This is a genomic window from Vitiosangium sp. GDMCC 1.1324, from assembly GCF_003044305.1.
Lineage (GTDB): Bacteria > Myxococcota > Myxococcia > Myxococcales > Myxococcaceae > Archangium.
Map to the genome: position 1 here is coordinate 178,492 of NZ_PZOX01000020.1, position 25,091 is coordinate 203,582.

Genomic DNA, 25,091 nt, shown 5'->3' on the forward strand with positions numbered 1-25,091 from the left:
ACGCGAGCGTATGGCGGGTGGAAAGGGAAAGGGCGGGACGGGAGAGCCCGGAGTCAAGGTCATCGCCGAGAACCGCAAGGCGCGTGCCGCCTACACGGTGGACGAGAAGGTCGAGGCCGGCCTTCAGCTCTCCGGGAGCGAGGTCAAGGCACTGCGAGCCGGGACGGCCAACCTCTCGGACGCCTACGCCCTGCCCAAGGGCAGTGAGTTGTATCTGCTCAATGCCCACATTGGCGTCTACAATCCCTCCAGCTTCTTCACCCACGAGCCCCTGCGCGGCCGCAAGCTGTTGATGCACCGCGAGGAAATCGATCGGTGGACGACGAAGGTTCGGGAGCGTGGCTATTCCATCATCCCGCTCCTGCTGTACTTCAAGAACGGGCGGGCAAAGGTGGAGCTGGGGTTGTGCCGGGGCAAGACGCACGAAGATCGACGGCAGGACATCAAGGAACGGGAGACGAAGCGGGAGATGGACCGGGCGATGCGCCGTCGCTGAAACGCCCCCCTCGCCCGCTCAGCGCACGTCGATGGACAAGAAAGGTCCCGAGAAGAAGGCGCGGCTGTTGGCCGCACTCGATAAGGGCATGGTGATGATCCACCTGGACGCGCGCCGTCCGGGAGTCATCGTGCCTCCCGCGTTGCGCACCGAGTCGCACCTGCGCCTGAACCTGTCCTACCGGTTCGATCCACCGGACTTGACGGTGGGGGAGTGGGGCGTGCGCTGCACCCTGAGCTTCTCGGGGAGCCGCTTCACGGTGGCGGTGCCCTGGTCGGCGCTCTTCGCCATCACCAGCCACGTGACGAAGGAATTCTGGATGTACCCGGACGACATGCCGGCCGAGCTCATCCAGCAGACGATGGTGACGACCAAGGCGCCGATGCCGGAGCCGGTGGCGGAGCAGCCGGCGGCGCCGGTGGAGCGTCCCCGGGCGGTGCTGCGCGAGGTGGCGCGGCAGGAGCCGGAGGAGTCGGCGGAGCCGCCCGTGGCCCCGGTCGAGGCCGAGGGACCCAAGGATGACCCGCCCACGCCGAGGCGTGGCCACCTGCGCCTGGTGAAGTGAGGAGGGGGGCCTCGCGCCCCCCCGTTAGCGCTTCAGCTTCGCTTCCAGGGACACGGGCTGGCCGCCGGTGAACCGGCCCTTCCAGGGCTTGTAGCCCTTGAGCGTCAACTGCACGGAGATCTCCTGGTCGGGGTAGTTGTTGTCCAGGACCATGGGCGTGTTGCCCAGCTCCGTCCCGTCGATGGTCACGAGGGCACCCGGGGGCTCGCTCTGGATGGAGAGCAGGGGCATCTGCTTCTTGCCCGAGGCGTAGAGCGCCCGGGTCATCAGGATGCGGAGGTGGGGTAGCGCCACCACGCCCACGCCCACTACCACCAACAGCGTGGCCAGGGTCGTCACCACGCGCTTCCATGGGAAGGGGCGCTTGGGAGGCTCGTAGTGGGTGCCGTGTTTCGGGCCCCGGTCGACCAGCTCCAGCTCCTCTTCTTTCATGTCCAGCACCGAGCGCTGCGGGGCGGCTCCCGGACGGGCCCAGGAGGAGGGCGAGGCGACATCCTCGGCGAGCGTGGAGAGCTCCGGAGACAGCTCCCGGGCGCAGCGGTCGCAAGGGGCGTGGGCCGAGGGCAGGAGCGCGTTGCAGCGAGGGCAGCGGGCCTCTCGGGCGCGGGGAGGCGTGGAGGTGAGGGGGGGCCGGGCCAGAACGGGTGTCGAGGGCTGGGTGGGGGCCGGAGGTGGGGCCGGGACAGGCGCGGAAGCAGGAGGTGTGGGGCCGATGAGCCGGCCGCTCGAGCTGAGGGCGGCGCCTCCGGGCAGCTCCTCCCACTCCTCCACCGGTTGCAGCTCGAAGGAGGCGGGATCCACGGCCCGGGTGGGGAGGGTGGGGCGCCGGACGGTCTGTGCGAGGGGCCCCTGCTGTTCGGAGAGCTCTCCCTGCTCGACGAGGGTGGCGGGTGGGGGGAGGCCTGTGATGAACGCGGCCAGGGACTGCGAGGTGGCGGGTTCGCCAGCCTGGGCCAGGTAGCGGGCGAGTGCCTCGGCCATGTCCTCGGGCCGGGGGAAACGGGCCTCGGGCGCCTTGCTCATGGCGCGCATCACCACGGCGGCCAGGGGCGGGGGGATGTCCGTGAGCGGCGCGGGTTCGCGTTCCGTGATGGCCATGGCGAAGGCCATGGGGTCCTCGGCGCCGGTGCCGAAGGGGTGCCGTCCGGCGAGCAGCTCGTAGAGGACGATGCCGAGCGCGAACTGATCGCTCAGGGCGGTGGCTGGCTCCCCGTGCAGCGTCTCCGGAGCGGAGTAGGGGAGCTTGCCCTTGAAGGTGCCGGGCTGGGTGCCCTGGGACATGCCCTCGATGCGGGCGATGCCGAAGTCCGTCACCTTCACCTCGCCCTCGCGCGAGACGAGGATGTTGGAGGGTGAGATGTCCCGGTGGGCGGTGAGCACGGGGCGGCCGTTGTGCACGCGGCGGTAGGCGTGGACGAGGCCCGCGAGCACCTGGGCGCCGATGAAGGCCACCAGGTGGGGAGGGAAGCGCTGGCCGCGGCGGTGGGCGTGCCGCAGGAGCACACCCAGGTCCCAGCCATTCACCAGCTCCATCACCAGGAAGAGCCCATCGGGGCCGTTGCCCACGTCGTAGACGGTGGCGATGTTCTGGTGGTGCAGGTGGGTGGCCAGCCGCGCCTCGGCGACGAACATCTTCGCGATGGCGGGCTCACGCGCCAGATGCGGCAGCATGCGCTTGATGGCCACGGACTTCTCGAAGCCCTCCGCGCCGTGAGCCACGCCGAGGAACAGTTCCGCCATTCCTCCTGTGGCCAGCGGGCGCACCAGCCGGTAGCGGGACTCGTTCACGTATTCCTCCGAGGCTTCAGCCCTGGGACTGGGTGATGTCGCGCAGCAACTTCCACGGGTAGATGCCGGTGGCGTGCCCGTCGCTGAAGACGAAGGTGAGCGCGTAGTTGCCCACGGGCTGCACCTGGGTGATGCGCAGGTCCGCGGGCACCCGCGAGGGGTCCAGCGTGCGCTTGTTGGTCCACTCGTCCACGCACCCGGCGCACGGGCACTGCTGGCGCAGGTGCTGCGCGGTGGCGTCCGTCTTCACCCCGTCCTCCCAGGTGAGCGCCAACTGGGCACCATCCGGAGACAGGGCTGCCTCGGTGGCGGACACGGGGCGGGTGGTGGGCTTGATGCGATCCCAGAAACTCAAAACGGTCCCCCTTCAGGGCCAGAACAGTCCGGGTGCTGCTTACCATCCGGCGCGTCCGGAGGGGGAGGGGCCGCTTGGGGAATCACGACGCCAGCTTGACGGGGAGGCGGTGGCCCTCGACGCGCACACCCTTCTTCTCCACCACCCGGCGCAGCGCCGACACGACGGCCGGGTCGAGCTGCCGGCCGCTGAGGCTCTCGAGGATCTCCATCGCCTTCTCCAGGGGCATGGCCTTCTGGTAGGGGCGGGTGGAGGTGCAGGCGTCGAAGGTGTCCGCGCACGCCACGATGCGGGCCAGCAGGGGGATGTCCTCGCCCTTGAGGCCGTCGGGGTAGCCAGTGCCGTCCCAACGCTCGTGGTGGCTGCGCACGCAGGCGCGCATGGCCTGCAGGAAGCTGATGGGCTTGATGATGGTGTCGCCGATGGCCGGGTGCTCGCGCATGATGGCCATCTCCTCGTCGGTGAGCCGCGACTGCTTGCAGAGGATGGACTCGACGATGCCGATCTTCCCGATGTCGTGGAGGATGCCGCCGAACTGGAGCTGCTTGAGCTCGCGCTCGGAGAGGGCCAGCTCGCGGCCGATCTCCACCGCCACGTCGCCCACGCGCTGGCTGTGGCCGCGGGTGTAGGAGTCCTTGGAGTCGATGGAGTTGGCCAGCGCGACGATGGTCTCCAGGTAGCCCTGCTCAAGGCTCTCGTAGAGGCCGCGGTTCTCGTGGTCGTACGCGAGCAGCTGCTTGCTCATGTAGTTGAACGTCCGGGCCAGCTCGCCCAGCTCGTTCTTCTGGGGGACGTTGACCTCGAGGCCGAACTTGCCCTGGGCCAGCTCGAGGGCACCCTGGATGAAGCCCTTGAGGGGGCGGGTGACGCTGCGCGAGAAGAAGGCGGCGAGCCCCAGGGCCACCAGTGTGGCGGCCAGCAGGGTGAGCAGCAGCCGCCGCTCCATCGTCTCCACCTGCTTGTAGGCGAGCGCCACCGGCTGTTCGGAGACGATGGCCCAGTGCGGATCGGCGAGCGTGGCATAGGCGGCGACGACGCCCTCGTCCCCCTCGCCGAAGTTGCCCACGTGGAGGATGTCCGTGTCCGGGGAGCGCGCCACACCCTGGAGCAGGTGCGCGACCACGGGCCGCTGGGCGACGTCCTGGTTGGCCACGAGCCCGCCGCCGCCGGCGAGCACATGGCCCTTGGCATCGGCGAGGTAGACGAAGCCGGTGCTGCCCACGCGCTCCTGGGCGAGCATGGTCTGCAGCTCCGCCAGCGACACGTCCGCGGCGATGTAGCCCTTGATGGGCTCGCCCACGGGGAAGGCGAACGTCACCACCGCCTCACCGCTGGGGCGCCACACCACGTCCGCGTAGCGCAGGCCGCTCAAGCCCTCCAGCAGTGTCACGGCGCGTGCCTCGTGCTCGGCGAGCGCGGTGGGCGGCACGTCGCTCACGGCGAAGGCCTGCAGGCCCGGCAGCCGCTTGCCATCGGACCCGAAGAGGGTGATGGCCTGGACCTCGCGGCGCTGGTTGAGCACCGCGCGCAGGTATGTCTGCTGCTGCTCCAGCGGCAGGGCGAAGAAGTTGGGCACGCGCGCCATGCCCATCACCGCGCGCGTGGGCTCGGCCAGGAAGCTCTCCGCCTTCAGCTTGAGCTGTTTGACGCGCTCCTGCGCCAGTTCCTGGGCATCGCGCACCAGCAGCTCGCGCGTGTCGGACACGGACAGCAGACCCACCATCACCGTGGGCACCAGACTGGCCACCAGCATCAGCAGGAGGATGGTCTTGAAGAGCCGCATGGGGACGCTCCTCCCGCGCTACTTCCACTTCGAGGGCTGGACCTGGAGATTGATGGACTTGGGCGAGGCCTCCGCCACCTCGAAGCCCTGTTCGGCCGAGAGCTCGGAGCGGTTGTCGTGGGCCAGGGCGCGCACGCTCCAGCGGTAGATTCCCGCGGGCAGTGTCACCTTGAGCTGGTTCACGGTGGCGGACATCACGCGCTTCTCTCCTCGCAGGGGCGTCAGCTCCACCTCATAACCCTCGGCGCCCTCCACCGCTTGCCAGACGAGCGTGACGGGGCCCTGGCCGCCCTTGGCGAACTGGACGCTCAGCCGCAGCTTGTCGGCGGGCTGCATGGGCTGGGGTACGCCCAGGGGAGAGCGGGGCGGGGGCGGCGGCTGACCCTTCTCCACGCGCACGCTCTCGCCCACGGCGACCGGGCGCGTGACGCCCTCGGCCTCCACGCGCACGGGCTGTCCGGAGCGGGTCCTCACCGTGGTGGTGCCCTTGTCGTCCACCGCCACCGTGAAGGCGGTGGGGGGCGAGGCGCTCACCGACAGCAGCTTCCAGGCCCCATCCGCCGCCTGGGCGGCGTCCTCGTAGCGCGCGTTCTGGAAGTGGGCCTCGGCCTCCTTCAGCTTGGCCACGGCCTCCTCGCGCCGGGCCGCCTTGGCGTCCGCGTGCTTCACCGCGTTGCGCGCCGTCTCCAGCACGCTCTGTGCCCGTGCCCGGTCCGCGCCCGGCAGTCTCAGCTTCGTGCCCGGCGCGACCGCGTCGTCCTTCAAGCCATTGAGCGCCTTGAGCTCACTGGCCCCTCCGCGATCTCCCAGCGTGCGCTGGGCCACCTGGGCGAGTGATTCCCCATCGCGCACCACCACCTCGGTGGGGGCCAGCATGAGGAGGGCAAGCAGGAGGGAACCCTTCATTGGAACACGATCTCCCTTCCGGCCCGGACGGTGGCCGCAGGCGTGGTGACCGAGAGCGACTGGCGCGCCGGATCTTCCAACTCGGCGTCCACCCGCCCGCGCAGAACGGTCAGGTCCGTGCGTTCCTGCCCGGGCCTCGGCCGTGTCTCCGCGATGCTGATCAGCGCGTCCTCGCCCAGATTCACCACACTGCCGTTGGCGAAGACGATTTGTGCACCGGCGCCGGCCACGGTCCGCACCTTGTCGTTCTCGAAGAGGGGCATGCCCTCCTGAGCGGGGAGCCATTCATCCCCTGCTGCGCGTTTCACCTTCACGTCCGCTTGCAGCCCCTTGAGCTGGGCACGGCGCACCGGAGGCGGCGCGGCCGGCACATGCACCGGAGGCGTGGGCTTCTCATCGGCGGGGCAGCCCACCGAGAGCGCCCCGATCGAGAGGACGAACACCATAGAAGACCAGCGACTGTTCACGAGATGGGTTCCGGGCCCCAGTCTACTGGGGAATGGACCCGGGACCCAGGGGGCTGGTCACATGAGCTCGGCCGGTTCAGTCCAGTCGTCGATGTTGCAGGCAGGGCAGATTCTTGCGGATGCGGGCGAGCAGCTCCGGGTCCACCGGCGCCACGGCGAGGCCCTCGCCCTCCGAGGCCCGGGCCGTCACCAGGCCCCAGGGGTCCACCACCATGGCGTGGCCCCAGGTGACGCGCTGGGGCGAGTGCCGTCCGCCCTGCGCCGGGGCGAAGAGGTAGCACTGGTTCTCGATGGCGCGCGCGCGCAGCAGCACCTCCCAGTGATCCTTGCCCGTCATCAGCGTGAAGGCCGCGGGCACGGCGAGCAGCGTGGCTCCGTCCTTCGCCAGGCGCCGGTACAGCTCGGGGAAGCGCAGGTCGTAGCAGATGGAGAGACCCAGCCGGCCGGCTTCCGTGTCCGCCACCACCACGTCGGTGCCCGGGGCCACGGCCTCGGACTCGCGGTAGGGCGTGCCGTCGCCCACGTCCACGTCGAAGAGGTGGATCTTCCGGTACACGGCCAGCCGCGAGCCATCCGGCCCGAAGAGGACGGTGGTGTTGTAGAGGCGGCCGCCGGGCGCGCCCTGCTCCAGGATGGAGCCGGCCAGGAGTGTCACCCGGCGCTCGCGTGCCAGCTCGGCCATGCGCGAGAGCGTGGGACCCTCGAGTGTCTCGGCGGCGCCAGTGCGCTCGGACTCCGGTCCCATCCAGCTGAAGTTCTCGGGCAGGCCCACCAGGCGGGCCCCGAGGTCGGCGGCACGCCGGACGAGCCGGGTGGCCGATTCCAGGTTGTGGGCCTTGTCCGCGGTGGACACCATCTGGGCTGCGGCAATCAGGTGCATGGGGGCGTTATAACCGCTCCCCGTCCGTGGAAACCCTGGGAATCCCTACCCCCAGGAGGACTGTTGGATGGCAGGGACGAGGGGTGCGTCATCCTTTACACCCCGAGGTGGCGTGTGTTACGGACGCCGCCGACATTTTTCGACGCAGTTCCTCGAAAAGTGGGCCGTCGTGCCCGCTTTTCGTGTTTTAGGAGTCTGGAGTTTTCAGCGGCCTATGGCGGAGAACATCAAGCAGACGGTGGAGGCGAGGGCACAAGAGCTGCTCGAGCCCATCGTTGCGGGCGAGGGGCTGGAGCTCCTCGAGGTGGAGTTCGTCCGCGAGCGCGAGGGCTGGGTCCTGCGCCTGTTCATCGACAAGCCGGGTGGACGGGTGGGCCTGGACGAGTGCACGCAGGCGTCGCGAGCGGTGGACACGGTGCTGGACGTGGAGGACATCATTCCCCACGAGTACAACCTGGAGGTCTCCAGCCCCGGGGTGAATCGTCCCCTGAAGAAGCCCGCGCACTACGAGCGGGTGAAGGGGCAGAAGGTCAAGGTGAAGACCTTCGGGCCCATCGGGGAGCCGCCGCGCAAGAACTTCTCCGGGACGCTCACCGAGGTGGCGGCCGACGCTATCTCCGTGGACGTGGAAGGGGCGGGCAGCTTCCGCATCCCCTTCAAGGACATCGCCAAGGCCAATCTGGAGTTCGAGTTCTAGCAGTCCACATACAGGGTGCGCTCTCGCGCGGGCGCGCCCGTGGAACCTTTTGGAGAAGATGATGCCCACGCCAGCCAACCCCAACATCAACCTCAACCTCGTCCTGGACCAGGTGGCCAAGGACAAGGGCATCGACCGGAGCGTGCTCATCGCCACCCTCGAGGACGCGATGACGACCGCGGCCAAGAAGCACTTTGGTCAGGAGCGCAACCTCGAGGCCAAGTATGACCCGGAGAAGGGCGTGGTGGAGCTCTTCCAGGCCATCACCGTGGTGGAGCAGATCACCGACCCTGTTCAGGCGGTGAACCAGATCTCCCTCGACGAGGCGCATAAGAAGGGCATGGAGGTGGAGCCGGGCGACGAGCTCGTGTTCCAGATCTTCTACCGTGACGAGGACGCGGCGGAGGCCAAGGCGCAGGACGATCAGTACGGGGACATCCTCCGGCTGAAGACGTTCCGGCGCGGCTTCGGACGCATCGCGGCCCAGACGGCCAAGCAGGTCATCCTTCAGCGCACCCGCGATGCCGAGCGCGAGAACGTCTTCAACGAGTACCGGGACCGCAAGAACGAGATCGTCACGGGCATTGCCCGGCGCTTCGAGCGCGGCAACATCATCGTGGACCTGGGCCGTGCCGAGGCGGTGCTGCCGGTGCGCGAGCAGGTGCCGCGTGAGACGTACCGTGCTGGTGACCGCGTCCAGGCGTACGTGCTGGACGTGCTGCGCGAGTCCAAGGGTCCCCAGATTGTCCTCAGCCGCGCCTCCGTCAACCTGCTGACGAAGCTGTTCGAGATGGAGGTGCCGGAGATCGCCGAGGGCATCGTGGTCATCGAGGCCGCGGCGCGCGAGCCGGGTGGGCGCGCGAAGATCGCCGTGTCCAGCCGGGACGCGGACGTGGATCCGGTGGGTGCGTGCGTCGGTATGAAGGGCAGCCGCGTGCAGGCGGTGGTGCAGGAGCTGCGCGGCGAGAAGATCGACATCGTCCCCTTCGACGAGGATCCGGCGCGCTTCGTGTGCGCCGCGCTGGCCCCGGCCGAGGTGAGCCGCGTCATCATCGACGAGGCCAACCACGCCATGGAGCTCATCGTTCCGGATGATCAGCTGTCGCTGGCCATCGGGCGTCGCGGGCAGAACGTGCGGCTGGCCGCCCAGCTGACCGGTTGGAAGCTGGACATCAACAGCGAGAGCCGGGTGCGCGAGATGCGCGAGTTCGCCAACCGCTCGCTGGGGGCTCTGCCGGGCGTCAACGAGATGCTGGTGGAGACGCTGTACGCCCACGGCTTCCGTCAGGCCAAGGACATCGCCGAGGCCAATCCGGAGATGCTGGGCCAGATTCCGGGGATGGATCCGTCGCGGATTCCCGCTATGCAGGAGGAGGCCCGCAAGCAGATGTCCCTGGATGCCGCGGAGCTGTCGCGCATGGAGCGCGAGCGCGAGCAGGCCCGGCAGGCCGAGGCCCGCCGCCACCCGGACGAGCTCAGTCAGACGGAGCGCATGGCTCGCGTCAGGGGCATGGGCGAGAAGACCATCGAACAGCTCACCCTTGCCGGTTACAAGACGGTGGAGGACATCGCCAACGAGAAGGATCTGGCGAAGCTGGGCGACGTGCCGGGCGTGGGCATCAAGAAGGCTCGCCAGCTCAAGAGTGCGGCGGAGAACTATCTGGTGGAGGAGGCCAAGCTCCGGGCGGAGCTCAACGCCGAGCGCGGGGCTTCGTCCTCTCAGGCCGCCGAGCCGGCGGGTGCTTAATCGGGTCGGAGTGAGATCGTAAGCTCGCTTGGATGGTAGGGGGGATGCGCCTGAAGGCCCGTTCCGGTACTAGAAGAAAAGAAGATCTCCCGGCCAACGCCGGACCGGTGCGAAGCTGCATCGGCTGCGGCGCGAGGCGGGTCCAGGAGGAGCTCACCCGGTTGGTGGTGGGCTCCGAGGGTGTGGTGGTGGTGGACAGGAGGAGGCAGCTCCCTGGGAGGGGGGCCTACCTCTGTGGGGCCGGGTGCCTGGCGGCGGCGGTGAAGCGGAAGGCCTTTGGCAGGGCTTTCCGGGGCAAGGCGGGTCCGGTCGACCCGTCGGTGCTCGGACAGGCGTTGGAGACGGGCCCGGCTCAGGGTGGAGCGGCCGGGGGGAGTGGGTGTTAGCACCACTCGCACACATTTTTGGATTAGGGTGCTGCGCCCGGTAGCCGGCGGAGCAGAAGGCCAAGCTAAGGTATGTCGAAGAAGCGCGTTCACGAAATTGCCAAGGAGCTCAAGGACCATGGGGTCGAGCTCGACAACAAAGAGGTCGTGACCGAGCTCGTCGCGCTCGGCTACGACGTCAAGAGCCACTCGTCTTCGCTCGAGGACGATCAGGCCACTGCCGCGGTTCAGAAGATCCTGGACAAGCGCAAGCCCAAGCAGGCCGCGCCGCCGGTGACGGCGAAGGGCTTCGTGGTGCGCCGCAAGGCCCCGACGGCTCCCTCGTCCGCCGACATGGGCGAAGAGGCTGTGCCGCCCTCGGGTGCCGAGGCGCCTCAGGTCGCCGCGCAGCCCCCAGTCGTGGAGGCCCCCGCCGTCGAGGCGCCGGTCGCCGAGGCACCTCGTGCCGTTGCCGCGCCTGTCGCCGCCCCGGAGGCTCCGGCCGTCGAGGCTCCGCCCGCCGCACCCCCTGAGGCACCGAGGGCCGTGGCCCCGCCGGCCGTGCCAGAGACTCCGGCTGTCGTGGCCCCGCCGGCCGCCCCGGCCGAGGCACCCCGTGCCGAGGCCCAGCCTGCGGCTGCCCCAGCGGAGCCGCCGCGCCCCGTTGCCCAGCCCGTCGCTGCCACTCCCGAGGCGCCACGCGCCGTGGAGCCGCCGCGGGCCCCGACTCCCCCGCCTTCGGCGGCCGCCGCTCAGCCGCCTCCCTCTTTCAAGGAGACACCCAGCTTGCCTACCCGCCCGCCTTCGGCGGTTCCACCTTCTGTCCGGACGCCTTCGCATCCGTCTTCCGGTGCCCACCGGGCGCCTTCCTCGGGTGCGCCCGGCATGGCCTCCGGCCGTCCTGGTGGTCCCGGTCAGCAGGGCCGTGGTGGTCCCGGTCAGCAGGGCCGTGGTGGTCCCCCCGGTCAGGGCCGTCCGGGTGGTCCCGGTCAGCAGGGCCGTGGTGGCCCCAGCCAGTATCAGCGAGGTGGCCCCAGCCAGTACCAGCGCAGCGCCCAGTCCACGGGAGCGGTGCGTCCCTCGGCTCCGGGCGCCGGGGCAGGGGCCCAGGCGGGTGCCGCTCCGGGTCAGACGGGCCAGCAGGTCATGGTGGGCGGAGTGCCCCACCAGCAGGTCGCGCAGGATCCCCGTTCGCTGCGTCCCACGGCCACCCAGGCCGTCGTCATCTCGCGCCCGCTCATCCAGGTGCGCCGGGTCACGCCCACCGGCGGTGGGGGCAAGCAGTACCCCATGGCGCCGGGCAAGAGCGCCATCGGCGAGAAGCGCGAGTACAAGGTCGTCCCGGATCACCTGGGCCGCGGCCGTGAGCTCGTCGACGTCTCCAAGAACAAGGAGAAGGAGAAGCCTGGGCGTGGCAAGCGCGGGACTTCCGCCGCCGAGGGCGGTCCTTCCAAGCAGGAGATCTCCGACCTGATGTGGGGTCGCGTCACCATCCCGGTGCGCGGCAAGAAGAAGAAGCCCACCAAGAAGGGCGCCAAGACTCAAATCACCCAGATGGCCGAGGAGAAGAAGGTCATCAAGATCCAGGAGGGCATCTCGGTGTCCGACCTGGGCCAGCGCATGGGTGTGCGCACCGCCGAGCTCATCAAGAAGCTGATGGGCCTGGGCAAGATGGCCACGGCCAACCAGATCATCGACTCGGAGACCACCGAGCTGCTCGCCACCGACTACGGCTGGCGCGTGGAGAAGGCGGGCTTCGAGGTCGAGGACTTTCTGCCCGAGGTGGCGGCTCGTCCCGAGGACGAGCGTCCGCGTCCGCCGGTCGTCACCGTCATGGGCCACGTCGACCACGGCAAGACGAGCCTGCTCGACGCCATCCGCGCCGCCAACGTGGCGGCCGGCGAGGCCGGTGGCATCACCCAGCACATCGGTGCGTACTCGGTGACCACGTCGCGCGGCGACATCACCTTCCTGGACACCCCGGGCCACGAGGCCTTCACGTCCATGCGCGCCCGTGGCGCCAACGTGACGGACATCGTGGTGCTGGTGGTGGCCGCCGATGACGGCGTGATGCCGCAGACGGTGGAGTCCATCAAGCAGGCCAAGGCCGCCGAGGTCCCCATCGTCGTCGCCATCAACAAGATGGACGTGCCGGGCGCCAACCCGGATCGCGTGAAGAAGGACCTGGCCAACCACGAGCTCGTGCCCGAGGAGTGGGGCGGCGACACCATCATGGTGCCCGTGTCCGCCAAGCAGAAGATGGGCATCGACCTGCTGCTGGAGAACGTCGCGCTGCAGGCCGAGGTGCTCGAGCTCACGTCCAACCCGAGCCGTCCGGCGGTGGGCGCCATCATCGAGGCCAAGCTGGAGAAGGGCCGCGGTCCCGTGGCCACCGTGCTGGTGCAGGAGGGTACGCTCCGCGTGGGCGATGCCGTCGTCACCGGCACCCACTTCGGCCGCATGCGCGCCATGAACAACAGCCGTGGCGAGACCGTGAAGGAAGTGCTCCCGGGCTACTCCGCCGAGCTCATCGGTCTGTCCGGCGTGCCCACCGCGGGTGACACCCTCAACGCGGTGGCCGACGAGAAGGCCGCCAAGGAGATCGCCACCCACCGCGCCATGAAGGGCCGCGAGGCGGAGCTGGGCAAGGCCAGCAACCGCGAGACGCTCGAGCAGCTGTTCGCCAAGACCAAGGCGGGCGGTGGTCCCAAGGAGCTGCGGCTCGTCATCAAGGCGGACGTGCAGGGCTCGGCCGAGGCCGTCAGCGAGGCCGTCCAGAAGCTCTCCACCCACAAGGTCCGCGTGGAGATCATCCACTCGGGCGTGGGCGCCATGACCGAGGGCGACGTGATGCGCGCCGCCGCTTCCAAGGGTCTGGTGGTGGGCTTCAACGTCAAGCCCGAGTCCGGCACCGAGGCCGCCGCCAAGGCTCAGGAGGTGACGCTGCAGACCTACAGCATCATCTACGAGCTCATCGACGGCGTGCGCAAGGCCATGGAGGACCTCCTGGAGCCCATCCGCACCGAGCGCAAGCTGGGCCGCGCCGAGGTGCGCAACACCTTCAACGTGCCGAAGCTGGGCACCATCGCCGGTGCGGCGGTGCTCGATGGTGTGATGAAGCGTGGTGCCTTCGTCCGCCTGCTGCGCGACAGCAAGCAGCTGTTCTCCGGCCGCATGGCCTCGCTGCGCCGCTTCAAGGACGACGTGAAGGAGGTCGCCCAGGGCTTCGAGTGCGGTATCGGCATCGAGAACTACACGGACCTCAAGCCGGGCGACATCATCGAGGCCTACGAGATCGAGGAGACGCGGCCGAGCCTGAGCTAGTCCCTCTCCGGCCGCTGTCTTCCACCACCGGGATTCTCCCGGTGGCCCGCTCTCCAGGCGTGGTCACCGGGGTGAAGGGCTTAGTGTCATGTTCGTCTGTGTCGCACGTCTGACCCTGCAGATTCCGGAGAGTGGCTCCCTCAAGGCCAAACGGCAGGTTCTCCGCCGGATAACGGACCGGGTGAAGGCCCGGTTCAATGTGGCGGTGGCCGAGGTTGATGATCAGGATCTCTGGCAGAAGGCCACGCTCGCGCTGGCGGTGGTGGGCAACGACCGCCGTCATGTCGACGAGCAGATGGAGAAGATCATCCACTTCGTGGAGGAGATGTACGTGGCGCCGCTCCTCTCCCGGCAGACCGAGATCATGGCCTTCGGGGACACCCTCTACAGCCCTGGGCGTCCCCTGCCGGCCGCGAGGGACGAGGGCGAGGACGAGGAGTCAGAGGAATTCGACGAGGACGGCGAGGAGGCGGGGCCAGAGGCGGACCTGGAGGAGCTCATCGCCGGGATGGGCCGTGGAGACCGCACCATGGCCGAGGCCGAGGGAATGGCCGACTGGGAGAGCCGCCCCGCGGGGCGGGAGAGCGGGCGGCCTGCCAAGGGCACGGAGCGTCAGGGGACGCTGTCCCTGGATGAAGCCCGGGCTCGTGCTCGCAGCCTGCGCAACCCGAGGGATTGGGAGAAGAAATGAGTACCAGCAACAGGCCGGAGCGCGTGGGGCAGGAGATCCAGGCGGCCCTCGGGAAGATGCTCACCCGGGGCGAGCTGAAGGATCCGCGGATCGGCTTCATCACCATTACCGGCGTGAAGGTGTCGCCGGATCTGAAGACGGCGCGCATCTTCTACTCGATGATGGGCACCGAGGAGCAGCGCAAGGAGACCCAGAAGGGGCTCGAGGCGGCCAAGGGCTACATCCGCCGGGAGATCACCGAGGCGGTGAACCTGCGCGTGTCGCCCGAAGTCTTCTTCACCTTCGACGAGTCGCTGGAGCGGGGTGACCGCATCGAGCGGCTGCTGCGCGAGGTGAAGGAGAAGGAGGGCTGGTAGACAGCATGGACGGCGTCCTGGTCATCGATAAGCCCAAGGGTCCCACCTCGTTCGACGTGGTGCGGCAGGTCCGGGGTCTGCTCAAGGTGAAGAAGGTGGGTCACACCGGCACGCTGGACCCGATGGCCACGGGGGTATTGCCCCTGTGCCTGGGCGAGGCGACCAAGGTGGCTGGCTTCATCACCGAGGGCGACAAGGCCTACGACGCCGTGGTGCGTCTGGGCGCGGAGACGGACACCCAGGATGCCGAGGGCAAGGTGGTGGCCGAGGCGCCCGTGCCTCCCCTCACCACGGCGCTGCTGGAGGAGGTGCTCGGGCGCTTCCGCGGCTCCTTCGAGCAGGTGCCGCCCATGTACTCGGCGGTGAAGGTGGGCGGGAAGCGGCTGTACGAGCTCGCCCGCGCGGGTGAAGAGGTGGAGCGCGCCAGCCGCCAGGTGACGGTGTACGAACTGGTGCTGCGCGACTTCAACGCCACGCAGCTCCGCCTGTCCGTGCGCTGCTCCAAGGGCTTCTTCGTCCGCACGCTCGCCTATGACCTTGGCCGGGCGCTGGGTTGTGGTGCCCACCTGGAGGCGCTGCGGCGCACCACGAGCGGTCCCTTCACGCTGGCCCATGCGCTGCCGCTGGCGGACCTGGCCACGCTGGCGAAGGAGCCCGAGGCCCTGGCGAAGCGGCTTCTGCCGGTGTCCGAGGCCCTCACCGACCTGCCCGCGGTACGGGTGAGCGAGGCGGATGCGGCGCGGGTGTCTCACGGTGTCCCCGTGGAGGCCCCCGCGCATCCCGGCCGCGTACGGGTGGTGGCCCCCTCGGGCGCGCTGCTCGCCGTGGCCGAGGTGGTCCGCGGCCGGCTGCGCTACCTGCGGGTGCTCGTCTGACTCTCGGTGACCGTGGCCCGGGCTCTCGACGTCACCGTGGTGGTGCCTCCCCCCCTGAGGGCCCTCTTCGAGGGGCGGCGCGAGGTGACTCTCGGTGTGCCCTCCACCACCACGGTGGGCGAAATCCTGGAGACACTCCTGCGCCTCTACCCCCGGCTCAGCCAGCACTTCGCCGGGGATCAGCCCGTCTCCGGCGGCTTCTATGTGCAGCTCGCACTGGACGAGCCCTCCCTGAAGGAGCTCGCCTCGGGAGGTACCGGATTGTCGACTGGAGGGCGTCTTGTTCTCTTCTGTCTCTCTCGTCCGTCTCCAGGCGTACGGCCGGGCGCTTAAGGTTGACCGCCCGCACAGGCGATGCTTATAAGCCCCCGATTCGTTAGAAGGAGGAAGCCCGGTCTGTACCCCTCCGCGGACCGTGGCGACCGCAGTACCCACCCCGGAGCGGGATAGAAGCCAGAGAACACCATGTCGGCATTGCATCAGGACCGCAAGGCAGAGGTCGTCGCGAAGTACCGCACCCACGAGACGGACACCGGTTCCCCCGAGGTCCAGGTGGCGCTGCTCTCCGAGCGCATCACCCTGCTCACGGAGCACTTCAAGACGCACAAGAAGGACCACCACTCCCGCCGCGGTCTGCTCAAGCTGGTGGGTCAGCGTCGCCGTCTGCTCGACTACCTGAAGAGCAAGGACGCCAACCGCTACAAGAAGCTCATTGAGGGCCTCGGCATCCGCAAGTAGGCCCGCAGTCAATCGGGGCGCTGGCATGGGTCAGCGCCCCGAGTCGTTCCAAGCAGTCGCAGCACACAGTGGAAGCAAGGTGACGGCGAGGGAGGAGGCAAGGGCGTGGTGTGGACGGAGGTTTTGGTTTCCGTTCGGACGGGCCGACCGGTGCAGCCGGGTCGGCCCGCGCGATCAGGGATCAAAGCTCCGACGCATCCCTGCCGGCGCTTCCGAAGCGCCCCACCGCAGTCAGACCGCGGTTGCCCGTCTTCGCCTGTTCCAGGCCTGGCGACCGCATCAACCCACAGGCCTCGCATCGAGGCGCGTGGGCCCTCACCTTTTGGAAAAGGCAGGGCACGCGTCGCGGGGCCTTCCGGCAGTTACGAGGCAAGACGGATATGCACTTGAAGAAGAGCGTCAAGATTGGTGACACCGAGCTGTCCATCGAGACCGGCCACATGGCCAAGCAGGCGGACGGCGCCGTGGTGGTTCGCTACGGCGACACCGTGCTGCTGGTCACCGCGGTGAGCGCGCGCGAGAAGAAGGACGTGGACTTCCTCCCGCTCACGGTGGAGTACCAGGAGAAGCTGTACTCGGCCGGCCGCATCCCCGGCAGCTATTTCAAGCGCGAGGGGCGCCTGACGGAGAAGGAGACGCTGGCCAGCCGTATCGTGGACCGCTCCTGCCGCCCGCTGTTCCCGGACGGGTACGCCTACGAGACGCAGATCATCACCAGCGTCATCTCCGCGGACCCGGAGCACGAGGGTGACATCCATGGCATCACCGGCGCCTCGGCGGCGCTGTGGGTGTCGGACATCCCCTTCAACGGCCCCATCGCGGGCATCCGCGTGGGCCGCGTGGACGGCAAGCTCATCGCCAACCCCACGCTCAAGCAGCGCGAGCTGTCGGACATCGACCTGGTCATGGCCGTCAGCCGTGAGGCCATCGTGATGGTGGAGGGCGGCGCCGAGGAGGTCAGCGAGGCGGACATGGTGGCCGCGCTCGAGTTCGGCAAGCAGGCGGTGCAGCCCGCGCTGGACCTGCAGGACGAGCTGCGGCGCGCGCTGAACAAGACGGTGCGCAACTACGACCGCATCCCCGCGGTGGCCGAGGACCTCAAGGCCAAGGTGCGCGCGCTGGCCTGGGACGGCATCGTCCACGGCTACACCATCAAGGAGAAGGCGGCCCGCTACGAGGCGCTCTCCAAGGCCAAGAAGGACGCCCTGGCCAAGCTCAAGGAGCAGCTCGGCGAGGGCTACACCGCTCAGGTGGAGAAGCACGCCAAGCAGGTGGTGGAGGATCTGAAGTACGAGCACATGCGCACGCTGACTGTGAACGGAGGTCGCATCGGCGGCCGCGGGCACGACAAGGTGCGTGACATCACCTGCGAGGTGAGCGTGCTCCCGCGCACCCACGGCAGCGCGCTCTTCACCCGCGGCGAGACCCAGGCGCTGGTGGTGACGACGCTGGGCACCTCCGAGGACGAGCAGCGGCTGGAGCTGCTCAGCGGCCAGTCCTTCAAGAAGTTCATGCTGCACTACAACTTCCCCCCGTTCAGCGTGAACGAGACCAAGCCCCTGCGCGGCCCCGGCCGGCGTGAGGTGGGCCATGGCGCCCTGGCCGAGCGCGCCCTGCGCAACATGCTGCCCGCGAGCGAGAAGTTCCCGTACACCGTGCGGCTCGTGTCGGACATCCTCGAGTCCAACGGCTCCTCGTCCATGGCCTCGGTGTGCGGCGGCACGCTGTCGCTGATGGATGCCGGCGTGCCCATCAAGGCTCCGGTGGCGGGCATCGCCATGGGCCTGGTGAAGGAGGGAGACAAGGTCGCCATCCTCTCGGACATCCTCGGTGACGAGGACCACCTGGGCGACATGGACTTCAAGGTGTGCGGCACCTCGAAGGGCATCACCTCCATCCAGATGGACATCAAGATCACCGGCCTCACCACGGAGATCATGAGCCGCGCGCTGGAGCAGGCGCGTCAGGGCCGCATCCACATCCTCGGCGAGATGCTCAAGACGATGGCCGAGCCGCGCAAGGAGATCAGCTCCTACGCGCCTCGCATCACCACCATCCAGATCCGCCCCGAGTTCATCAAGAACGTCATCGGGCCGGGCGGCAAGGTGATCAAGGACATCATCGCCCGCACGGGTGCCGTCATCAACATCGACGACTCGGGCCGCGTGGACATCGCCAGCTCCAACGTGGACTCGGTGAAGTCGGCCATCGCGATGATCCAGGCGCTCACGCGCGAGGCGGAGATCGGGAAGATCTACACGGGCACGGTGCGGAAGATCGCCGAGTTCGGCGCCTTCGTGGAGCTGTTCCCCGGCACCGATGGCCTCATCCACATCTCCGAGCTGTCCGACAAGCGCGTGAAGAGCGTGTCGGACGTGCTGAAGGAGGGCGATGAGGTGCTGGTGAAGGTCGTCAGCATCGACAAGACGGGCAAGATCCGCCTGTCGCGCAAGGAGGCCATGGCCGAGCGCGCCGCCGCTCAGCAGGGCACCGCCCCCTCCGAGGCCGCCCCCGCCGCCGCCCAGTCCCCCGAGGCCACCCAGCCGGGCGCCAAGGCCTGAGCTGACTCGATCGCCTTCCTCTCCCCCGGGAGAGGGTAGGAGACACGGGACGCCCTCTCTTCGCTCCGGCGGGGGAGGGCGTCTTCCTTTGCGGGCTCCAGGCGGGGAAAGATCTTCCTGGCGGCTCGTGCGTTGAGGCACGGGTCCCCTTCCGGAGCCTCGCGTGTCCCAGGGCCCTTTCTCCGCGCTCTCGCGCTTTCTCGGCCACTTCCGCTGGGCCTTCATGCCGCTCGGACTGCTGGCGCTCATCGCCGTGGGCGTCCACGCCGCCGCCGATACGCTCGATGACCGGCTCCTGACGCTGGTGGACCTCGTCGATGCCGCGTTCGATCGTGTCGTCGGCCGCTACAGTCTCACCGAGTCCCTCGTGGATCTGCTCTCCCTGGAGCGGCGCACGACGCTGGCTCGAGTCCTCACCCTGGCCTGGGAACTGAGCGCGGACGTGGTGCTCGCGCTGCCCGCGCTCGGTTATCGCGAGGAGGAGGTGTCGACCCAGGTGCGGCCTCGGTTCTCACTCCACCTCCCGCCTCGCGATACGTGGCGCGCGATGCTGGGGCGTTGTCTCCTCAAGCCCACCACGATGCGGTGGATCCGCCCCCTGGCTACCGCGCTCGTGGCCGTGGCCGGAGCCTGTACCGTGGCGCGGCTCGTCCAGGGCACTGTGTACCTGTCATGGCGCGAGCTGCTCGGAGAGGGGGCCTCGGATGTGGCGGCCCGGGGCCTCGCCCTCGCGGCGTTGGTGGGCCTCCTGTGGCGCCTGGGCTGGCGCGCCGTGCTGCGCAACCTCCAGCACGCGGATGCTGCTTCCGAGGCTCATGCGCGCGGTCTTGCTCGGGCCTTCGCCTACGGACTGCCCGGCTCCGCGCTGGTGGCTCCCCTCGCCCTCGCCGCCGCGCTCGATGCCTCGCCCCTGCTGTCCTTCGTGCGCTGAGGAGGAGGCCCCATGTTCCCGCGCCACGTCCGAGGGCTGCTCGACTTCTCCCTGGCCGTCCTCTGTCTCTGGACCGCCTGGCACCACACGCCCGTGGGCGCGCTGGTCCGGCGGAGCGCGGCCTGGGCCCTCGGAAGCCGGAGCACCGCCCGGCCGTTGCTCGCGTACTACGATGGCGTCAGTGGTACGGGTGTCTCCGCCCCCACGCTCGCGCCTGTCGCGCCGCCCCTCCGGCCCTTCTCCGACATGGAGGCGCTCGCGTATGGCACCCACCTCGCGCTCAAGGGACTTTCGCCCTCGGCCCGGGCTCCCGCGTTCGCGCTCGCGGGTGAGCTGGGCATCCCCCCCGAGTCCCTGCTCGATGAGACCCGGGGTCCCGTCGCTGCTCGGCGGTTGCACGAAGCCTTGAATGGGGCTTTCCCCCTCGAGGAGTCTCGTCTCACCGCCGTCTTCGCGGGCCGTGTCCCGGCGCGCTATGCCCTCGAGCGCGTGGCGGCCGAGGGCGGGACACCAGACCTGGAGCGGCTCGCCAGGCAGTTGCCTCCTGGGTTCGAGGACGCCACCGTGGCTGCTGCCCAGGCGCTCGCGCTGGCCACCGCCTTCGGCCTCGCGTGGCCCGTGCCGGAGCACACCCCGGTGACGAGTCCCTTCGGCTATCGCACCCACCCCGTGCTCGGCACGCGCAAGCTGCACACCGGTGTGGACCTGTCCGTGCGCGAGGGCAGCGAGGTGCATGTGGTGGCGGACGGTACCGTGCGCCGCGCGAGCGAGGACGGCGTGAATGGCCGGGTGCTCATCGTCGACCATGGCCGCGGGGTGACCACGGCCTACTGTCACAACTCGGAGCTGCTGGTGCGGCCAGGGCAGCGCGTCGCTCGTGGCGAGCTCATCGCCCGCTCGGGCAATACCGGCCGATCCACCGGGCCCCACCTGCATTACCAGCTCGAGCTGTCCGCGCAGCCCGTGGACCCTCTTCGTTTCCGTCCCAGGACGAGTCCCGTGGCGGACGAGACGGCGCGCTGACGAGGGTCGCAAACTCGATTCTTCGTCACGCCGTGCTACTTCGCTGGACATGTCCTCGCCCGTGACCGTGAGGGTCCGCCGCGTGCGTGCCCACCCGGAGCCCCTGCCCCTGCCGCGCTATGAGACCGCGCTCGCCGCGGGCATGGACCTGCGGGCGGACATTGACGGGGAGCTCCTCGTCGGGCCCTTGGAGCGCGTGCTGGTTCCCACCGGTCTCGCCCTGGCCCTGCCCAACGACTACGAGGCCCAGGTCCGGCCCCGCTCGGGACTGGCGCTGCGGCATGGCATCACCCTGCTGAACTCGCCAGGTACGGTGGACGCGGACTACCGGGGCGAGGTCAAGGTGCTCCTGGTGAACCTCTCCCAGGAGCCCTTCATCCTCAAGCGCGGCGAACGCATCGCCCAGCTCGTGGTGGCTCCCGTGTCTCGGGCATCCCTCGTGGAGTTGGAGGTCCTGGAGGCCACCGAGCGGGGCGAGGGTGGCTTCGGCTCGACGGGCCGTTGACCCCGCGTTCCTTGCCCAGTGTCAGCGCGGCGCGGTAAGACGGCTCAGGGTGCCTTCTGGAGGCCCCGTTACGCCCCCCCACCTCCGGGAGTCCGACCGCTGTGCTCTGCTACCGCTGCGGCAGCCATGTCCCCGACAACACTGAATCCTGCGCCACCTGTGGGCTGAAGCTCACCGGTGCGGCGGCAGGGGGCGGTCCGCGCCGTCGTGGAGCCACCGTCGAGGCCCCCTACAAGCCCGGCGACGTCTTCGCCAAACGCTACGCCATCCGCGAGGTGCTCGGCCCGGGCCCCGTGGGCCACGTCTTCCGCGCGCTCGACCAGGAGATGGACGTCGAGGTCGCGCTCAAGGTCATCAACCCCCGGCTCGTGCAGATGCCCGAGGAGCGCACCCAGTTCTCCCTGGCCCTGCGCGCCGGCAAGAAGCTCACCCATCCCCACCATGTGCGCGTCTACGAGGAGGGCGAGGACCGCAACCGCCCCTTCTTCACCACGCAACTGCTCGAGGGCATGACGCTGCGGCGGATGATGGAGCAGCGCCAGGTGCAGGGTCAGCGCTTCACCCCCAAGGAAGTGGAGCCCCTCCTGGCCCAGCTCGCCGAGGCCCTCGACAGCGCCCACAAGTACGGGCCGCACTCGGACCTCAAGCCGGAGAACATCATCGTCCTGCCGGACATGCTGAAGGTGACGGACTACGGGTTGGCCCTGGGTATTCCCCGTCTGCCCTTCGTCCAGGCCCAGAAGGTCGCGCGCGTGGCGGGCTATGTCGCTCCCGAGTACGCCGAGGGCGGCGAGCTGGATACGCGAATGGACCTCTACTCGCTGGGTGTCGTCATGGGCGAGCTGCTCACCGGACAGACGCCCGACGAGGGAGAGGTGCCGGAGCTGCTCGCCTACGACCCCGAGCTGCCGCCCGGCGTAGAAGCCCTCTACCGGCGCGCCACCAACGCCAATCCGCTCGCGCGGCCGAAGACGGCGAGCGAGTTCCTCGCGGAGTTCAAAGCGGCCCTGGCGGCCCCGAGGCCTCCGTCGGCGAAGCCCGCGGCGGGAGCCCAGGCACCCGTGCCTCCCCGTCCTCGTCCCAAGCCGGTGCCCTTCAGCCTCACGGCCGAGCTGGCCACGGCGGGAAGACTGAGCTCGGACATGCTGCCTCCGCCCGTGCCCACGTCCGAGCTGCCCGCCCTGGGCGCTCCGACGATCCAGGTGCCCATCGTGGGAGGCGGCAGCCCCACCATCGAGGCTCCCAGGGCCGAGGCTCCCAAGGCCACCCTCCCGGAGGTCCCGCTCTCGGGCAAGCCCACGCTCGAGATGCCCAACTTCTCGGCCGGGCCTACCGAGCAACTGTCCGCCGCCAGCATCGCGCAGCGGGTCGCTGCGAAGCCGAAGGATCACGAGCCTCCTCCGGATGCCACCCAGCCGCTCGACCCCGCGGCGCTCGCGGCCCTCATGGGCACTCCCAAGCCCGCGGCCTCGAGCCCGGCTCCCAGGCCTCGTCCGGCGCCGGTTCCCGTTGCGGCCGTGCGTGCCGAGCCCCGGTCCCCCATTCCCCCTCCCGGCAAGGCGGCTCCCCGCATCGTCCTGCCTCCGCCGCCGGCGCCTCGCTCCCGCTCCTCGACTGTGAAGCTTGTGTTGCTGGCGCTCGCGGGGCTCGCCCTGGGCGCGGCGGGAGGCTATGGATTGTTGAAGATGCGAGCGCAGTCCGCGCAGGGCTCTCCCGCGGCACAAGGGGTGAAACGATGAGACGGTGTGGGTGGCTCGTCCTGCTGGCGCTGCTGGTGCCGCTGGTGGCCACCGCGCAGCCGGCGCGTCCGAAGGTGGTGGTGGTGAAGTCCGCCGGGCTCGCGCCCTACGCGGCCGTGGTGGCCGGCTTCAGCGCCGAGGTGCGCGCCGAGGTGTCCGAGGTGACGCTGGAGGACAGCGCCCAGGCGGCCGGCCGAGCCTTCCAGCGCATCGCCGCGCAGAAGCCGGCGCTGGTGCTGGCCATCGGTCCCCTGGCGGCCAACACCGCTCGCCGCTCCCTGGGCAAGGACGTGCCCGTCCTCTTCGCCATGGTGCCCTACTACGAGAAGTACGGACTCGAGGGCCCCAACATCACCGGCATCGCGCTCACCAGCGACTTCCGTCCCGAGCTGGCCGCCCTCAAGGCCCTGGCTCCCTCGGCGAAGCGGGTGGGTATTCTGCATGATCCCCGTTACTCCACCGGGCTGGTAGAGGCGGCGCAGACGGCCGCAGGCCCGCTTGGCCTCTCCGTCGTGCCGCTCGAGGCCGACGCCCAGGCCAAGGCGGAGAAGGTGCTCGCCGGCTCGCGGGACAAGGTGGACGCCCTGCTGATGGTGGCCGACAAGACGGTGGGCAATGCCTCCGTCGTCCAGGAGCTCATCGCCTTCGCCTCCGCCCAGCACCTGCCGCTGGTGGGCCTCACCCCCAGTCAGGTGAAGGAGGGCGCCACGCTGGCCCTCGCTCCCAGCCCCACCGCCATCGGGCAGCAGGCGGGGCGGCTGGCCAACCGCATCATCCACGAGAAGGTCGATCCCGGAGCGCTCGCGGTGTCGCAGCCCGAGGGGTTGGACCTGGCCGTCAATCTCTCCGCCGCCGGCAAGCTGGGGGGCTCCAGGGACGTGGTGCTGGAGCTGCTCCGGTTCGCGGCGAAGCGGGACTTCCCCGTGAGGGTCTTCGAGTGATTCCGCGTTACAGCCGTAAGGAGATGTCCTCCCTCTGGACCGATGTGGCCCGTCTGCGCCGCTGGCGCGACGTGGAGCTGGCCGCGCTGGAGGGCATGGTGGAGCACGGCATCGCGCCGCGCGAGGCGTTGAACGACTGTCTCGCCCGCGCCGGTGACTTCACCGAGGCGGATGCCGCCCGCATCGAGGAGATCGAGCGCACCACCAAGCACGACGTCATCGCGTTCCTCACCTTCATGGAGGAGCGGATTGGCCCGAGCGCGCGCTGGCTGCACCTGGGAATGACGTCCTCGGACGTGCTGGACACGTCGCTGGGCCTGGTGCTGCGCGACGCGGCGGACCTCATCCTCCAGGGCGTGGGCCGCGCCATGGCCGCGGTGGAGAAGCGAGCCTTCGAGCACAAGCGCACGGTGATGATGGGCCGCAGCCACGGCATCCACGCCGAGCCCATCACCTTCGGGCACAAGCTGGCCATCTGGTACGACGAGCTGCGCCGCGCCGAGGCCCGTCTGCTCCGGGCCCGCGACGTCATCGCCGTGGGCAAGATTTCGGGCGCGGTGGGCACGTTCGCGCACCTGCCTCCGGCGGTGGAGGTATTCGCCTGCAAGAAGCTGGGCCTCACGCCCGCGCCGGCCTCCAGCCAGATCGTCCAGCGTGACAGGCACGCCGAGTACTTCTCCGCGCTGGCGCTGCTGGGCGCGAGCATCGAGAAGTTCGCGGTGGAGATCCGCCACCTGCAGCGCACCGAGGTGCGCGAGGCCGAGGAGCCCTTCACCGCGGGCCAGAAGGGCTCGAGCGCGATGCCGCACAAGCGCAACCCCATCCTCTCGGAAAACCTGACGGGGCTGGCGCGGCTGCTGCGCGGCTACGCGGTGAGCGCGCTGGAGGACGTGGCGCTCTGGCACGAGCGCGACATCTCGCACTCGTCGGTGGAGCGCGTGATTGGCCCGGATGCCACCGTCGTGGCGGACTTCATGCTGCACCGCTTCTCCGGGCTGATGGAGAACCTGCGCGTCTACCCGGAGCAGATGCAGAAGAACCTGGACCTGCTGGGCGGGGTGGTGAACTCGCAGCGCATCCTGCTGGAGCTGGCGCGCAAGGGGATGGATCGCCAGGCGGCGTACGTCATCGTCCAGCGCAACGCCATGCGCATGTACGAGCAGGGCGTGTCCTTCCGCAAGGCGCTGCTCGAGGACCAGGACTTGCTCAAGGCGATGACGCCGGCGGAGATCGAGGACTGCTTCTCGGCCGGCTACCACATCAAGCACGTGGACGACATCTTCCAGCGGGTGTTCGGCCGGAGCGAGTAGTCCCGTCAGCTCCCGAGGGAAGGAGGGTGTTTCCCTCGGGAGATGGAC

Annotated in this window: 24 protein-coding genes; 18 read left to right on the forward strand and 6 right to left on the reverse strand. The window is 69.4% G+C overall.

What is annotated here, in order from left to right; all coding sequences use genetic code 11:
* Window positions 1-10 precede the first annotated feature (10 nt).
* Together smpB and DAT35_RS42555 are read left to right on the forward strand one after the other, a co-directional pair.
* Complete coding sequence (smpB, locus tag DAT35_RS42550; protein ID WP_108075037.1) at window positions 11-496, forward strand: SsrA-binding protein SmpB; 486 nt, start codon at window positions 11-13, stop codon at window positions 494-496.
* A 31-nt stretch (window positions 497-527) separates the two neighbouring features.
* Window positions 528-1,061: a ClpXP protease specificity-enhancing factor SspB gene (locus tag DAT35_RS42555; protein WP_108075038.1), complete on the forward strand. Its 534-nt coding sequence runs from the start codon at window positions 528-530 to the stop codon at window positions 1,059-1,061.
* Window positions 1,062-1,085: 24 nt separating this feature from the next.
* Here the strand turns inward: DAT35_RS42555 and DAT35_RS42560 are convergent, their stop codons facing one another.
* The 6 genes from DAT35_RS42560 to DAT35_RS42585 all read right to left on the reverse strand — a co-directional run bounded on the left by DAT35_RS42560 (window position 1,086) and on the right by DAT35_RS42585 (window position 7,240).
* Window positions 1,086-2,849 (reverse strand): serine/threonine-protein kinase, encoded by a 1,764-nt coding sequence (locus DAT35_RS42560; protein ID WP_108075039.1) that lies wholly within the window; start codon window positions 2,847-2,849, stop codon window positions 1,086-1,088.
* Between the two features lie 16 nt (window positions 2,850-2,865).
* Entirely contained in the window at window positions 2,866-3,204 is a 339-nt protein-coding gene (locus DAT35_RS42565; protein ID WP_108075040.1) for a DUF971 domain-containing protein, read from the reverse strand.
* An 82-nt stretch (window positions 3,205-3,286) separates the two neighbouring features.
* Window positions 3,287-4,987, reverse strand: a complete 1,701-nt coding sequence (locus DAT35_RS42570) for an HD domain-containing phosphohydrolase (protein WP_108075041.1) — start codon at window positions 4,985-4,987, stop codon at window positions 3,287-3,289.
* An 18-nt stretch (window positions 4,988-5,005) separates the two neighbouring features.
* Window positions 5,006-5,893: a LysM peptidoglycan-binding domain-containing protein gene (locus DAT35_RS42575; RefSeq protein WP_108075042.1), complete on the reverse strand. Its 888-nt coding sequence runs from the start codon at window positions 5,891-5,893 to the stop codon at window positions 5,006-5,008.
* Window positions 5,890-6,339 carry a FecR family protein gene (locus DAT35_RS42580; RefSeq protein ID WP_108075043.1) on the reverse strand — a complete coding sequence of 150 codons (450 nt, stop codon included), beginning with the start codon at window positions 6,337-6,339 and terminating at the stop codon, window positions 5,890-5,892. The genes DAT35_RS42575 and DAT35_RS42580 overlap by 4 nt, the downstream gene beginning before the upstream one ends.
* Before the next feature lie 97 nt (window positions 6,340-6,436).
* A complete protein-coding gene (locus DAT35_RS42585) occupies window positions 6,437-7,240 on the reverse strand; it encodes a carbon-nitrogen hydrolase family protein (RefSeq protein ID WP_108075044.1) in 804 nt (267 codons plus the stop codon).
* Window positions 7,241-7,454: 214 nt separating this feature from the next.
* Between DAT35_RS42585 and rimP the strand changes: the two genes are divergently transcribed.
* The 16 genes from rimP to purB all read left to right on the forward strand — a co-directional run bounded on the left by rimP (window position 7,455) and on the right by purB (window position 25,043).
* Window positions 7,455-7,937 carry a ribosome maturation factor RimP gene (gene rimP, locus DAT35_RS42590; protein ID WP_108075045.1) on the forward strand — a complete coding sequence of 161 codons (483 nt, stop codon included), beginning with the start codon at window positions 7,455-7,457 and terminating at the stop codon, window positions 7,935-7,937.
* A 61-nt stretch (window positions 7,938-7,998) separates the two neighbouring features.
* On the forward strand, window positions 7,999-9,684 hold the full coding sequence (nusA, locus tag DAT35_RS42595) for a transcription termination factor NusA (protein ID WP_108075046.1): 1,686 nt from the start codon (window positions 7,999-8,001) through the stop codon (window positions 9,682-9,684).
* A 44-nt stretch (window positions 9,685-9,728) separates the two neighbouring features.
* Window positions 9,729-10,070: a DUF448 domain-containing protein gene (locus DAT35_RS42600; protein ID WP_108075047.1), complete on the forward strand. Its 342-nt coding sequence runs from the start codon at window positions 9,729-9,731 to the stop codon at window positions 10,068-10,070.
* A 72-nt stretch (window positions 10,071-10,142) separates the two neighbouring features.
* The gene (infB, locus tag DAT35_RS42605; protein WP_108075048.1) at window positions 10,143-13,373 is read left to right on the forward strand and encodes a translation initiation factor IF-2; all 3,231 of its coding nucleotides are present in this window, start codon (window positions 10,143-10,145) and stop codon (window positions 13,371-13,373) included.
* An 88-nt stretch (window positions 13,374-13,461) separates the two neighbouring features.
* Window positions 13,462-14,064, forward strand: coding sequence for a DUF503 domain-containing protein (locus DAT35_RS42610; protein ID WP_108075049.1), 603 nt, complete (start codon window positions 13,462-13,464; stop codon window positions 14,062-14,064).
* Complete coding sequence (gene rbfA / locus DAT35_RS42615; RefSeq protein ID WP_108075050.1) at window positions 14,061-14,420, forward strand: 30S ribosome-binding factor RbfA; 360 nt, start codon at window positions 14,061-14,063, stop codon at window positions 14,418-14,420. Before DAT35_RS42610 ends, rbfA begins: the two co-directional genes overlap by 4 nt.
* Window positions 14,421-14,425: 5 nt before the next feature.
* Window positions 14,426-15,295, forward strand: coding sequence for a tRNA pseudouridine(55) synthase TruB (gene truB, locus DAT35_RS42620; protein ID WP_108075051.1), 870 nt, complete (start codon window positions 14,426-14,428; stop codon window positions 15,293-15,295).
* A 12-nt stretch (window positions 15,296-15,307) separates the two neighbouring features.
* Window positions 15,308-15,628 (forward strand): hypothetical protein, encoded by a 321-nt coding sequence (locus tag DAT35_RS42625; protein ID WP_108075104.1) that lies wholly within the window; start codon window positions 15,308-15,310, stop codon window positions 15,626-15,628.
* 132 nt (window positions 15,629-15,760) lie between these two features.
* Window positions 15,761-16,033, forward strand: coding sequence for a 30S ribosomal protein S15 (rpsO, locus tag DAT35_RS42630; protein ID WP_108075052.1), 273 nt, complete (start codon window positions 15,761-15,763; stop codon window positions 16,031-16,033).
* A 380-nt stretch (window positions 16,034-16,413) separates the two neighbouring features.
* On the forward strand, window positions 16,414-18,594 hold the full coding sequence (pnp, locus tag DAT35_RS42635) for a polyribonucleotide nucleotidyltransferase (protein WP_108075053.1): 2,181 nt from the start codon (window positions 16,414-16,416) through the stop codon (window positions 18,592-18,594).
* A 223-nt stretch (window positions 18,595-18,817) separates the two neighbouring features.
* A complete protein-coding gene (locus DAT35_RS42640) occupies window positions 18,818-19,525 on the forward strand; it encodes a hypothetical protein (RefSeq protein ID WP_233262041.1) in 708 nt (235 codons plus the stop codon).
* 12 nt (window positions 19,526-19,537) lie between these two features.
* A complete protein-coding gene (locus tag DAT35_RS42645; protein WP_108075055.1) occupies window positions 19,538-20,548 on the forward strand; it encodes a M23 family metallopeptidase in 1,011 nt (336 codons plus the stop codon).
* Window positions 20,549-20,597: 49 nt separating this feature from the next.
* Entirely contained in the window at window positions 20,598-21,053 is a 456-nt protein-coding gene (gene dut / locus DAT35_RS42650; protein ID WP_108075056.1) for a dUTP diphosphatase, read from the forward strand.
* A 101-nt stretch (window positions 21,054-21,154) separates the two neighbouring features.
* Window positions 21,155-22,792: a serine/threonine-protein kinase gene (locus tag DAT35_RS42655; RefSeq protein WP_108075057.1), complete on the forward strand. Its 1,638-nt coding sequence runs from the start codon at window positions 21,155-21,157 to the stop codon at window positions 22,790-22,792.
* Window positions 22,789-23,733, forward strand: a complete 945-nt coding sequence (locus tag DAT35_RS42660; RefSeq protein WP_108075058.1) for an ABC transporter substrate-binding protein — start codon at window positions 22,789-22,791, stop codon at window positions 23,731-23,733. Before DAT35_RS42655 ends, DAT35_RS42660 begins: the two co-directional genes overlap by 4 nt.
* Window positions 23,730-25,043, forward strand: coding sequence for an adenylosuccinate lyase (gene purB, locus DAT35_RS42665; RefSeq protein WP_108075059.1), 1,314 nt, complete (start codon window positions 23,730-23,732; stop codon window positions 25,041-25,043). Before DAT35_RS42660 ends, purB begins: the two co-directional genes overlap by 4 nt.
* Window positions 25,044-25,091: the final 48 nt, after the last annotated feature.

Bases quoted from the DNA above. Each gene is read 5' to 3' on its own strand.
- truB (WP_108075051.1), top strand. From the start codon at position 14,426: ATGGACGGCGTCCTGGTCATCGATAAGCCCAAGGGTCCCACCTCGTTC.
- DAT35_RS42640 (WP_233262041.1), top strand. From the start codon at position 18,818: ATGCCGCTCGGACTGCTGGCGCTCATCGCCGTGGGCGTCCACGCCGCC.
- smpB (WP_108075037.1), top strand. From the start codon at position 11: ATGGCGGGTGGAAAGGGAAAGGGCGGGACGGGAGAGCCCGGAGTCAAG.
- nusA (WP_108075046.1), top strand. From the start codon at position 7,999: ATGCCCACGCCAGCCAACCCCAACATCAACCTCAACCTCGTCCTGGAC.
- pnp (WP_108075053.1), top strand. From the start codon at position 16,414: ATGCACTTGAAGAAGAGCGTCAAGATTGGTGACACCGAGCTGTCCATC.
- DAT35_RS42580 (WP_108075043.1), bottom strand. From the start codon at position 6,339: ATGGTGTTCGTCCTCTCGATCGGGGCGCTCTCGGTGGGCTGCCCCGCC.
- rbfA (WP_108075050.1), top strand. From the start codon at position 14,061: ATGAGTACCAGCAACAGGCCGGAGCGCGTGGGGCAGGAGATCCAGGCG.
- DAT35_RS42575 (WP_108075042.1), bottom strand. From the start codon at position 5,893: ATGAAGGGTTCCCTCCTGCTTGCCCTCCTCATGCTGGCCCCCACCGAG.
- DAT35_RS42610 (WP_108075049.1), top strand. From the start codon at position 13,462: ATGTTCGTCTGTGTCGCACGTCTGACCCTGCAGATTCCGGAGAGTGGC.
- DAT35_RS42660 (WP_108075058.1), top strand. From the start codon at position 22,789: ATGAGACGGTGTGGGTGGCTCGTCCTGCTGGCGCTGCTGGTGCCGCTG.
- DAT35_RS42600 (WP_108075047.1), top strand. From the start codon at position 9,729: ATGCGCCTGAAGGCCCGTTCCGGTACTAGAAGAAAAGAAGATCTCCCG.
- infB (WP_108075048.1), top strand. From the start codon at position 10,143: ATGTCGAAGAAGCGCGTTCACGAAATTGCCAAGGAGCTCAAGGACCAT.
- DAT35_RS42570 (WP_108075041.1), bottom strand. From the start codon at position 4,987: ATGCGGCTCTTCAAGACCATCCTCCTGCTGATGCTGGTGGCCAGTCTG.
- DAT35_RS42645 (WP_108075055.1), top strand. From the start codon at position 19,538: ATGTTCCCGCGCCACGTCCGAGGGCTGCTCGACTTCTCCCTGGCCGTC.
- dut (WP_108075056.1), top strand. From the start codon at position 20,598: ATGTCCTCGCCCGTGACCGTGAGGGTCCGCCGCGTGCGTGCCCACCCG.
- rpsO (WP_108075052.1), top strand. From the start codon at position 15,761: ATGTCGGCATTGCATCAGGACCGCAAGGCAGAGGTCGTCGCGAAGTAC.
- DAT35_RS42555 (WP_108075038.1), top strand. From the start codon at position 528: ATGGACAAGAAAGGTCCCGAGAAGAAGGCGCGGCTGTTGGCCGCACTC.
- rimP (WP_108075045.1), top strand. From the start codon at position 7,455: ATGGCGGAGAACATCAAGCAGACGGTGGAGGCGAGGGCACAAGAGCTG.
- DAT35_RS42585 (WP_108075044.1), bottom strand. From the start codon at position 7,240: ATGCACCTGATTGCCGCAGCCCAGATGGTGTCCACCGCGGACAAGGCC.